This window comes from Sphingobium sp. YR768 (assembly GCF_900111125.1).
Classification (GTDB): Bacteria; Pseudomonadota; Alphaproteobacteria; order Sphingomonadales; family Sphingomonadaceae; genus Sphingobium.
In genome coordinates, this window is record NZ_FOGE01000060.1 from 1 (window position 1) to 9,605 (window position 9,605).

The following is a 9,605-nucleotide window of genomic DNA, read 5'->3' on the forward strand; positions in this document are numbered from 1 at the left end:
TAATGCGACACAGCGGGCGATATCATCGCGCGATGACTCGGCATGCTCGATGGCGCGCGGGTCCAGATGTTGGCGGTCATGCTGGCACCTGTTCGGCTGGACGCACGACATAAACACCATACATCGCCATGCCGAGCGCATCGATGATGCCATTTTCTGCGAGCAGCGCGCCAACGACGCGGGCGCCGATGTCCGTTGTTTCGCCGTTCATCTTCAGCAGCATGTCGAACAGCATTTCTGTGTCGACTTCGAATGTCACTGTACGGGTTGCCATATTCCTTACCGGGCGGCTTGTTAGGACCGCCCGGCTCCCTGTGAAATGGTTAGGCGGCGGCGTGCCGCGCCATCTTCGGATGTTCGGCCAATTCAAAGCGCGGGTGCGCCTTGCCGTCTGCCATCACTTCCAGCTTATGCAGGCGAAAGAGGCCGCCCAGCGTCCAGTTGCACGGCTTTCCATCCGGCTTTTCGCGCGGCGATCCGGCGTCGGTGAAGCGGCCGACACAGGAGAAGGCGAGATACTTTTCGATCTCATCGAACGTCTTGCCAGCACCCGCCTCGATCAGATCGCGTGCGGACTGGTGGGTACCGCACATCGGGCAGACGAAGGTGATATCCTCCTTGCTGGCGGCGTTCTGCGCCTTAATATCGGCATGGAATTGCTCCAGCGTGATTTGACGGACGTCAGTCATCACGCCACCTCCCTCTTCGCCTTGGCCTTCGCAGCCCCACTATTGGGAGACAAACGACGGCTCGCTTGGCGCGATCGGCTCCGATGGTCAGCCGCGCATCATCTATAAAGACCCGTCTCCCAAATACAGCTTCCTGACCGCGGACAATGGAGATGGGACGAAGACCGTCTATCCCGTTGGCCCGAATGGGCCTATCACCGGCCAGCAGCCCCAGCGTCCTGTCCAGCAGCAGCCAGGCGGCTCCACGATCGACGCATTCGGTGCGAAGGCTATGCGCGAAAGTCTTGGCGAGCAGGGTTATGCGCAGTGGAAGCAGCGCCATGGCGTCACCGAGATCGGCGCATCACCTTCCGCCAGCGCGCCCGTCTCGCAGAGCATCGGCGGCAAGACCTATTATCAGGTCAACGGCAAATGGTACGATAACCCGGAGGGCCGATAATGCCTGAAATCACTGACCCCGCCCTCCTCCAGCAGTTGAACGCTGGTGCGTCCGCGCAACCGTCCGCGCCGCAGTCGTTCACGATCGGCACGCCTGATCCGATGCGCGCGACCGAGCGGCAGTTGGGCATCCAGCGCGATCAGCAGCAGATCGGCATTTCCGGAGCCAATGCGCAGCGGGACGCCGACAAGGCCGCGCGTGATCGGCGCGAATGGGAGGCGACGCATGGGCCGGATGGTACGCCGCGCGCGACGCTTCCGTCTGGCTATCAGTTCGGGCCTGACGGGCGGACAGCTATGCGCGTGCCTGGTCTTCCGCCTGAAGCTGGTGCAACAGGGCCGCAGACGGATGCAGACCGGCAATCCGTCCGCGCCGAAGCGCTCGACAAAATCCGTCTGGCCCGCTCTCTCCAGCAGCGTTCTCGGGATGGCTGGTTCACCACTGGCTTCGGCTCTGGCGTCGCTGGTTCCATTCGCGGCACCGGCGCATATGACGTTGCGCAGGACACCGAGACGCTGAAAAACGCGGGCGCGCTCACCCGCATCATGGAAATGGCGCGGACCAATGGCGGCAAGAACCCGCTGACGCCGCTGTCCAACTCCGACTTTCAGGCACTCGCCAGCAGCTTGTCGAACCTCGACACTGGGCAGGGCGACGAGCAGTATCAAGCCAACGTCCAGCGCGTCATCGACCTCTACACGCGCGCCTATCAGGGTGCTGGCGGGGCTGATTTGGAGCGCGATCTCGCGCCGCCCGGATTATCGACTGGCGCGCCGGCCGCTCCTCCTGTCGGCGGTGGGACTGGTGGAGGCGGCGCAGGCAGCAACCCCGGCACCCTCGTCCCGACCGATGTTGCCAATGCGATCAAAAAGGGCGGCCTGAGCGACGCGCAGGCGGCGGCCTATGACGCATTCATGCGCGCCAACCCGAATGCCAATGCCGATCAGTTGCGATCCTTCGCCCAATCGATGGGCCTGAGCCTGAGCAACGCAGAGGACATCATCCGCGCGCGAGACGCAGGCGGTGGTTACATGCCGGGCGAAACCGGCATTATCCGCGCCCCGGACATTTCGGACGTTCGCGGTCAGGGTGGTGTGGCCGAAGGCGCAGACGCTTTCGTCCGCGGCGCGGCTGACACCGCATCGCTCGGCTTCGCGGACGAGCTGACGGCCGCTGGTGATACGCTTTTCGGCGGCGGCACGATGGACGACAATCTGGCCCGCCAGCGCGCGATCGACGCCTATGATGCGGAGAACAGCCCGTGGCTGCGCGGCGGCGGCCAGTTGGCTGGCGGCCTTGTCCTGCCGATAGGTCGGGTGGCGACGGCGGGCGACGCCACCAAGGTCGGCGCGGCCTATGGTGGCGCGTATGGATTCGGTTCCGGTGAAGGTGTTGGGGACCGGCTGATGGGCGCTGGCACTGGCGCGGTGACCGGCGGCGTTCTCGGTGCTGGATTGCAGCGCGTCGGCAATGCGATCGGGAGCCGTCTGGGTCGTGGCCGCGCCGGGAATCCTGACGCCCGCGCAGTGTATGAGGCGGCCCAGCGGCAAGGCATCGATCTGCTTCCAGCTGATATCGGCGGCGACATGACGCGGCGCATGACGGCTGGCGCTGTGCAAACCCCGCTTGGTGCCGGGCCGATCCTGAACAGCGCCCGCCGCGCGCAACAGCAGGCTGCTGGTGTGGTTGATCGAGCCGCATCCGCTGTCACCCAGCCCGCCGACCAATATGGCGCTGGCCGGGCCGCGCAGCGCGGCGCCGAACGCTTCGTGTCTGACAGTGAAAAGCGTGCCGGGCGGCTCTATGATGCAATCTCGGTTCCCGATCGGATGCCGGCCGTCACCAGCGCTTCTACCCGCGCGTTGGGCGAGATCACGCAGGGGATGGAGAGCAACCCCGAACTTTCGCGCATCTGGACCGGCCACCCTCGCCTGCGCGCCACTCTGGAGGCGCTGACGCCGAACGACACGCGGCAGGCTGGACAGGTCCGCTTGACGATGGAAACGGAGAAAGTCCGCGGCGCGCATCGCGACTTGATGGACGCGGAAAACACTCTGTCGGAATTGCAGCCGTCGTCCATCCTTCCCGGCAACCCACGGCAGGCGGAAATCGCGGCGGCGCAGGCGCGCGTCAATCAGGCGCGCGACCGTCTCGCCAGCGCGCGGGAGTTGCAGGATCAGGCCTATGTGGAAGCCAACCAGCCGCCGACTGGTGGGGGCTTGTCCTGGGCGGATATGAAGCGCCTGCGCTCGACCATTGGCGAAATCATCGGCAAGCCGTCGTTCGGGTCAGAGGGGAATGAGATCGCGGCCAACCGCGCATTCTACGCCGCGCTGAGCGAGGATATGCGCGCTACGGCAGAGCGCGCCGGGCCGGAAGCTCTGCGCCAGTTCGAGCGCGCCAACGGCTACTGGCGCGGGCGGCAGGATCGCATCGCCAATGTCGTCGCCCCGATCCTCGGCAAGGAAGGTGGTGCCGATGGTCAGGCAGCTTTCAACGCCATCCAGAATTGGGCCGGCACGCGCGGTGAATCGTCTCGCGTCGGGCGCCTGATGCGCTCTATCCCGAAGGACGAGGCGGAGACGATCGGCGCGACGTTCATCAGTGAGTTGGGCAAGCCTGGTCCCGGTCGCCTGTCGCAGCAAAACCAGTTCTCACTCAGCGATTTCGCGACACACTGGAACAAGATGGACCCGAAGGCGAAATCCGCCCTGTTCACCAGCGAGCAGCGCGCCGCGCTCAATGACCTGTTTACGGTGGCCAGCGGCACCAAGGAGGCGCAGCGCTTCGCCAACACCTCGAACACGGCCGGTGCACTGGCCTCGCACGGGACGACGGTCAGCACGGTTGCGGGCGTCGGCGCGCTGGCGACCGGTCAGCCTCTCGCGGCGCTGGCAGCCTTCGCCCCGGCGATCGGGCAATATGTGACCGGACGAATGCTGGCGTCTCCGAAATTTGTAGAACGGTTGGCAAGCGCGGCTAAGGCGCGGACCCCCACGGCGCAGTCAGCGCGCCTCCAGGCATTGTCAAACCTGATCGCGCGCGACCCGGCACTGGCACAGGAGGGGCTTGGTTTGCAGCAGTATATCGCGAAGGTGGCGAATGATAATGCCGGTGGCGTCCTCTCTTCAGCCGCGAACGACAAACAAAACAAGCAGAACGAAGGAAGCCGCCGCGACCTTCCGGGTTCGGCCCGATAATGCAAAAAATATCAGTAGCAGGCCGAGAGCAAAGTGCCAGTTCTTCACGGCTATTTCTTCAGGTCGCTAACAGTGCAAATCTTGTTGGTCTGAAACCACTGCCCATCAGTGGCCTGCGTCCATTCCGCGCCGCATGCGCCACGGCGGGTCATGTCTCTCACCGCTTCCTCATTTTCAATGCCGACGTTTTTGTTGAATGTTTTCCTCAGAGATCCAAGCGCATTGAAAGTATCGACCGAAAACTGGCGATCTTGAAGCTGCTCACGCTCCATCTTGGCTATCTTATTTTCAAGGCCATCCACCCGCAGTTGAAGGCGGGTTTCCGATTCCACCAAGCCGTTGATGCGATCCGTCTGCGAATACGAAGGCGCAGTATTTGAGCACCCAAACAGAGCCACGCACCCCAACGCCACCAAGAAAGCCCGATAGTCCATCCCAACCGCCCTACCCCATGTGTCCGCCCATGGGGATAGGCATTCGTGGTTAAGATTCGGTGGGCCGCTATCGGTCAATAGTTATGCAGGCTCAGGGATCTTCGTGGCATGCAGTTCAATGCCAACGGCTCGCAGCACTTTAAGCAGCGTTTCCAGGGTGGGATTGCCGTCATCCTTGAGCGCCGCATAAAGCGCCTGCCGATTTAACCCTGCGTCAGATGCCACTTTGGACATGCCTTTCGCCTTAGCAATGGTTCCAATTGCGGCTGCGATATATCCAGCTTCTCCGGTAGAAAGTGCATCTTCAAGCAGTTCAATTTGATCATCCGCGTCGGTGAAAAACTTTGACGCATCAAACTCCTTCGTCTTCATCGTCATCACCTCCATCTTGAATTTCAACGATTTTCGCCAATTCCTTGGCGCGCTCAATGTCCCGATCCTGCGATCCTTTGTCGCCTCCGCACAGCAAGATCACGACAACCTTGCCGCGCACGGTGTAATAAAGGCGATAGCCGGGTCCGAAATCGATCTTCATTTCCGACACTTCATCGCCAAGCGAACGCGTCGTACCGAGATTGCCGCCCTGCGCGCGCACGATGCGCTTCGCGATCACCTTCTGACCTTTGCCATCACGAAGGCCAGACAGCCATTCGTCAAACTCTTCGGTCTGTTGAACAATGTAGGTCATGCGTCGCTTTTAAACGACACTCTACAGCTTGTCAATTAAAAGCGACAATCCACAGCTTTCATAATCCTTGCCAAAATCCCGCCATTCCGCCAATGTGCGGCATCAGTCCAGCGCACCCATAGAGGCGTAGCGCACGCGGCGCAGGCCCGCTTCCGAAATCAATATCCCCACACCCGCCCTTGTGCGGCTCTTCGGGTATTCAAGGATGCGCGCAATCTCATGAATATGGAAACATGGACCTTGCTGGGGCAGTTCGGCCCGCTTGGCCTGATGATCGGCTACCTCGTCTGGCGAGAAACGCGCATCACCGACGCCCGGCAACAGGTCGAGCGCGAACGGACGGAGAGCGATAAGGCGCTGGCCGCCGCATTGTCAGCCCTCACCGTCACCATCCAACACCTCGAACAGAGGATCGGCAAATGAACCACCGGGAGAGCATCGACGCGATCCGCGCCGTCAGGCTCGCCGCGCACGAGCTTTCCAATGCCTGCGCGACAATCGTCGGAGGAACGGAAATGGCGCTGTCTTTGCCGACCGTTGAAACGATCGGCCAGTCCTTGCGCGGGTTCAAGCGGAAGCCGGGCAAGCGCCAGCTGGGAGGTGAATGATGGCTACCATCAACGCAATCATCGAAGACGTGCTGGCCAACGAGGGCGGCTATGTGAATCATAAAAATGATTTAGGGTCGGAAACCAACTTCGGCATCACGATCGCGACCGCACGCGCCAATGGCTATACCGGGCCGATGAAAGCAATGACCCGCGATTTCGCGCGCGGGATCTATGTGAAGCAGTATGTCGAGGCGCCCGGCTTCGACAAGATCGCGGTGATTGCGCCATCGATCGGCGCTGAGCTGGTGGACACCGGCGTCAACATGGGGCCGAAGGTCGCGGCGCAGTTTCTCCAACGCGCCCTCAACGGGCTGAACAACCAGGGCAAGGACTTCGCTGACCTGCTGGTCGATGGGTCGGCCGGTCAGAAGACGCGCGATGCACTGACAGCCTTCATCAAGAAGCGTGGCGCGGAGGGTGAGCGTCGCTTGCTGGCGCTGCTGAACGCGCTCCAGGGCGAGCGCTATCTTTCCCTGTGTGAGGGGCGCAGCGCCAATGAGGCGTTTCTATTCGGATGGCTGTCGAGGATCGCAGCATGACCGATCGCCACGACCTCATCGCCTATCTGGCAACCATCGCCGCGCTGGTGCTGATCTTCGCGATGGCGCTAATCGTTTCCGCCATTCGACCAGACATCATCGGCAAGATCGAGGCGTTCGGACTTGGGACGATCACCGGCGGCCTGATCGGCATCCTGAGGATTCCATCTGCCCGGCAGATCACCATCGATCAGCCGCCCGAAAAGCCTGTGCCGGTGGAGGAAAAGTCGTGAAAATCATAGACACAAATTATGATGAAGGCAGCCACCTTTCCATGGCAGCTCGGTCGGGCCGCATCATTGCGGAAATGTCCACAGATGAATCTCCGCTGGTCGGCCATATCACGATCGGGATTTATGGAGACGGCACATATAGCTGCGGATTCAAGATGACGGAGGATCACCCTTTTCTCGGACCGACCATGTTTTGTGCGCTGGTGAAAGAAATTATCCAGCGCGATTTGACCGGTAAGCTGTCAGCGGATGATTACGCGAAAGAGTTTTTCCGATGACCGCAGAAATCGTAATGGGCCTGTTCTGGCTGACCGTAGCTGCGCTGGGCTGCTGCGCCTGCATCGCGGCCAATCATCTGGTGCGCCGCTAATGGGCCTCGGCAAACTCGCACGCAGCGCGGGCAAGGTCGGGATGCTCCTCGCCCTGACCGGCTGCACGCACAACCTCGCCACCTGTGATAGCGCGCGGGTTACCGCCCAGATCGCTATTGCGGCGATGGCGCGGATTTGTCCTATGGAGGCGGGAACTGGTAATTATCGCTCGTTACGATAAGCGGCAATCAAGCGCGAAGCCTCCTGCTCGGTCAGAATCCCATCGAAAACAGAAAACTCGCCATGCTCGGCCGACAGTCGAGCCAGCATGTGGCACTGACCTTCCGAGGCGCCTTGCAGATAGGCACGTTGGGCGGCGTTCCAGTAGGCGGTGTAATGGTCCGCTTCCGTAGGCAGGGGCTTCGGCTTGTCATACTGGCTCACTTCCCACTCTCTGGTGAGCTTCCACGACGGCGTTTCGTCCAGATCAATTTTCAGGCTTTGGCGGAACGACATCCAATATTCTGGATCAAACGTCTCACGGTGCGCCCGGCAGATTTCCTTGAACCGTGAGCTATCGATTTTCGTGAGTGTCATTGTACTTGCCTCCATATTCAATACCGTTTATATAAACAGCATCGTTTATGCCGTCAACAAGAAAAGAGTATTGTTTTGTTGAACAAGGACAGCCGCACCGCTAAGCCAGCCCGCATGGGTCGCCCGCCACTCAATATGAAAATTTTGAACGTACGATTGCCCCCCGAGGTGATCGAGGAGATCGATGGACTGGTTGGCGCATATCGCCGCCCCCAGTTCATTCGTGAGGCCGTCGAAAGAGAAATAGAGCGCAGGAAGAAAGAAAAGTAGCGCCTGATGCGCTGCGCCATTTACACTCGCAAATCGACGGATGATGCTCGGGATAGCCAGCTGAAATCGGTTGATAATCAGCGTGATCTTTGCGCCAAATATATCGAAAGCCAGGCCGCAGAGGGCTGGTCTTTGCTGTCAGACCGCTATGACGACGAAGGCTTTGGCGGCGGCAATATGAAGCGCCCCGCCTTAGAGCGGCTGATGGCAGATGTGCGCACCGGCGCGGTGGATGCTATCGTCGTCTACAAGATCGACCGCTTATCTCGATCGCTGCGCGATTTCGCTAACATCATCGATGCGTTCGACCGCGCTGGCGTCAGCTTCTATTCGACTACCCAGCAGTTCAGCACCACGACAAGCATGGGCCGTTTGACGCTCAACATCCTTTTAACGTTCGCGCAATTCGAACGAGAAATGATCGGAGAGAGGACCCGTGATTGGGTTGCGGGCGCCAAAGCCCGCGGTATCTGGACGAGCGGTCCGCCTCCCTATGGATATCGTCTGGAGAACAAGCGGCTGGCCATTCATGACGAACGGGCTGAAGTCGTGCGTTTCATCTTCAGACGTTTTGCGCGCCTCGGCGTGTTTGCGGACGTTGCAGCGGAAGTGAACCGTCAGGGTCACCGGAACCGCCGCGGTGCGCGCTTCGACGGCAGACTGATAAAGGCGGTGCTGACCAACCGCACATATCTGGGAGAAAGCCCACATCACCCCAGGATCGTCACCAAGGCGTCGTGGATAAAGGTGCAGGAAGCTATCGCCGCGCACGAAGCGAGCTGGCGATCTCAAGCGGGCGCTAGATCCCGCCGGGGGTAGGAGCGGTCAAAGGCGCTGGCGGCTAGGAGGATGGGCAGGATCAAAACGCAGGATCTCCAGCTTGGTGACAACGATGCGGCTCGACGCGCTGGCCGCATTTGCAGATGTATTCGCGATTGATCAGGCCAACACCCTTTGAGATCAGGGCGTCGGCAAGGCAACCCGCCGTCCAAGCCGGGTTTTCGGTCGATAGATCGGCGGCTGTCTCGGCTATGATTGTGCGCACCGCCTCCCTCTGCGCCTCCCGCAGCCCAACCGGCTCAGCGGCGGGAGAGTGGGCGAATTGCTGATAGGCATCGTGGATCAGGTCAGGGCACTGATGCACCCAGTAGCTTTCGACCTTTCCGAGGCCAGCATCGTCAGCCGCCCGTTGAGCATCCTCAAAGACGGCAAAGCTATCGCCGTCATCTAGGTCGAGGTGCCATGCGCCGCCGACTGCAAGGTATGTTTCGTCGTCCTTATCATACACGACGTAAGGCCCGCGCTTGAGCGATCGCCAGTGCGCCACCGGCTCATCTGCGGCGGGCGCTGCGAGGGTGACGCGGCGGTTCCATGCGACGAGGATAATATCAGCATCTGAACGCCGCATCGAAAAATCATCTGCCCCGTATCCTCGCTGAAAATCAGCATGGAATTTAAGGCGCTCCAGCGCGCTACGCAAAAGCGCCTGATCGTTATCGCTCATGATGTTCTCCTTTGAGGGCGACCTCCGCGACGATCAGCGGCCAAAGCTGCCGGTTCGTCCAAAAGTCTTTCTCGCAATCACCGGCCAGCA

16 protein-coding genes are annotated in these 9,605 nt (G+C 60.7%); 9 read left to right on the forward strand and 7 right to left on the reverse strand.

The genetic code is table 11. The features are described from left to right. Positions 1–76 precede the first annotated feature (76 nt). Both BMX92_RS27180 and BMX92_RS26115 read right to left on the reverse strand, forming a co-directional pair. Entirely contained in the window at positions 77–235 is a 159-nt protein-coding gene (locus BMX92_RS27180) for a hypothetical protein (RefSeq protein WP_218145866.1), read from the reverse strand. An 88-nt stretch (positions 236–323) separates the two neighbouring features. Next, entirely contained in the window at positions 324–689 is a 366-nt protein-coding gene (locus tag BMX92_RS26115) for a VVA0879 family protein (RefSeq protein WP_093022498.1), read from the reverse strand. Between the two features lie 271 nt (positions 690–960). Here BMX92_RS26115 and BMX92_RS27610 point away from each other — a divergent pair, with 271 nt between their 5' ends. Together BMX92_RS27610 and BMX92_RS26120 are read left to right on the forward strand one after the other, a co-directional pair. Then, the gene (locus tag BMX92_RS27610; protein WP_177185279.1) at positions 961–1,128 is read left to right on the forward strand and encodes a hypothetical protein; all 168 of its coding nucleotides are present in this window, start codon (positions 961–963) and stop codon (positions 1,126–1,128) included. After that, entirely contained in the window at positions 1,128–4,328 is a 3,201-nt protein-coding gene (locus tag BMX92_RS26120) for a hypothetical protein (protein ID WP_093022501.1), read from the forward strand. Before BMX92_RS27610 ends, BMX92_RS26120 begins: the two co-directional genes overlap by 1 nt. A gap of 50 nt (positions 4,329–4,378) precedes the next feature. On the opposite strand, the gene BMX92_RS26125 is transcribed toward BMX92_RS26120, so the two are convergent. From BMX92_RS26125 to BMX92_RS26135, 3 genes are all read right to left on the reverse strand, one after another. After that, positions 4,379–4,762, reverse strand: coding sequence for a hypothetical protein (locus tag BMX92_RS26125; RefSeq protein WP_093022503.1), 384 nt, complete (start codon positions 4,760–4,762; stop codon positions 4,379–4,381). A gap of 81 nt (positions 4,763–4,843) precedes the next feature. Continuing rightward, on the reverse strand, positions 4,844–5,134 hold the full coding sequence (locus tag BMX92_RS26130; protein WP_218145867.1) for an addiction module antidote protein: 291 nt from the start codon (positions 5,132–5,134) through the stop codon (positions 4,844–4,846). Then, positions 5,115–5,450, reverse strand: coding sequence for a type II toxin-antitoxin system RelE/ParE family toxin (locus BMX92_RS26135; RefSeq protein ID WP_093022509.1), 336 nt, complete (start codon positions 5,448–5,450; stop codon positions 5,115–5,117). Before BMX92_RS26135 ends, BMX92_RS26130 begins: the two co-directional genes overlap by 20 nt. A 219-nt stretch (positions 5,451–5,669) precedes the next feature. Between BMX92_RS26135 and BMX92_RS26140 the strand changes: the two genes are divergently transcribed. Genes BMX92_RS26140 through BMX92_RS26160 form a run of 5 tightly spaced genes read left to right on the forward strand, consistent with a single transcriptional unit; the run spans position 5,670 to position 7,111 of the window. Next, on the forward strand, positions 5,670–5,873 hold the full coding sequence (locus tag BMX92_RS26140; RefSeq protein WP_093022512.1) for a hypothetical protein: 204 nt from the start codon (positions 5,670–5,672) through the stop codon (positions 5,871–5,873). Next, positions 5,870–6,058 (forward strand): hypothetical protein, encoded by a 189-nt coding sequence (locus tag BMX92_RS26145; protein WP_093022515.1) that lies wholly within the window; start codon positions 5,870–5,872, stop codon positions 6,056–6,058. The genes BMX92_RS26140 and BMX92_RS26145 overlap by 4 nt, the downstream gene beginning before the upstream one ends. Next, positions 6,058–6,600, forward strand: a complete 543-nt coding sequence (locus tag BMX92_RS26150; protein ID WP_093022537.1) for a glycoside hydrolase family 108 protein — start codon at positions 6,058–6,060, stop codon at positions 6,598–6,600. The genes BMX92_RS26145 and BMX92_RS26150 overlap by 1 nt, the downstream gene beginning before the upstream one ends. Further along, a complete protein-coding gene (locus tag BMX92_RS26155; RefSeq protein WP_143066921.1) occupies positions 6,597–6,833 on the forward strand; it encodes a hypothetical protein in 237 nt (78 codons plus the stop codon). Before BMX92_RS26150 ends, BMX92_RS26155 begins: the two co-directional genes overlap by 4 nt. Beyond that, positions 6,830–7,111, forward strand: a complete 282-nt coding sequence (locus BMX92_RS26160) for a hypothetical protein (RefSeq protein WP_143066922.1) — start codon at positions 6,830–6,832, stop codon at positions 7,109–7,111. Before BMX92_RS26155 ends, BMX92_RS26160 begins: the two co-directional genes overlap by 4 nt. Before the next feature lie 255 nt (positions 7,112–7,366). On the opposite strand, the gene BMX92_RS26165 is transcribed toward BMX92_RS26160, so the two are convergent. Beyond that, positions 7,367–7,741 carry a hypothetical protein gene (locus BMX92_RS26165; RefSeq protein ID WP_093022526.1) on the reverse strand — a complete coding sequence of 125 codons (375 nt, stop codon included), beginning with the start codon at positions 7,739–7,741 and terminating at the stop codon, positions 7,367–7,369. A gap of 78 nt (positions 7,742–7,819) precedes the next feature. Between BMX92_RS26165 and BMX92_RS26170 the strand changes: the two genes are divergently transcribed. Then, positions 7,820–8,011 (forward strand): ribbon-helix-helix domain-containing protein, encoded by a 192-nt coding sequence (locus tag BMX92_RS26170; protein WP_143066923.1) that lies wholly within the window; start codon positions 7,820–7,822, stop codon positions 8,009–8,011. Positions 8,012–8,017: 6 nt separating this feature from the next. Beyond that, positions 8,018–8,830: a recombinase family protein gene (locus BMX92_RS26175; protein WP_093022531.1), complete on the forward strand. Its 813-nt coding sequence runs from the start codon at positions 8,018–8,020 to the stop codon at positions 8,828–8,830. Positions 8,831–8,870: 40 nt separating this feature from the next. On the opposite strand, the gene BMX92_RS26180 is transcribed toward BMX92_RS26175, so the two are convergent. Continuing rightward, positions 8,871–9,515, reverse strand: a complete 645-nt coding sequence (locus BMX92_RS26180) for a hypothetical protein (protein ID WP_093022534.1) — start codon at positions 9,513–9,515, stop codon at positions 8,871–8,873. Positions 9,516–9,605 lie beyond the last annotated feature (90 nt).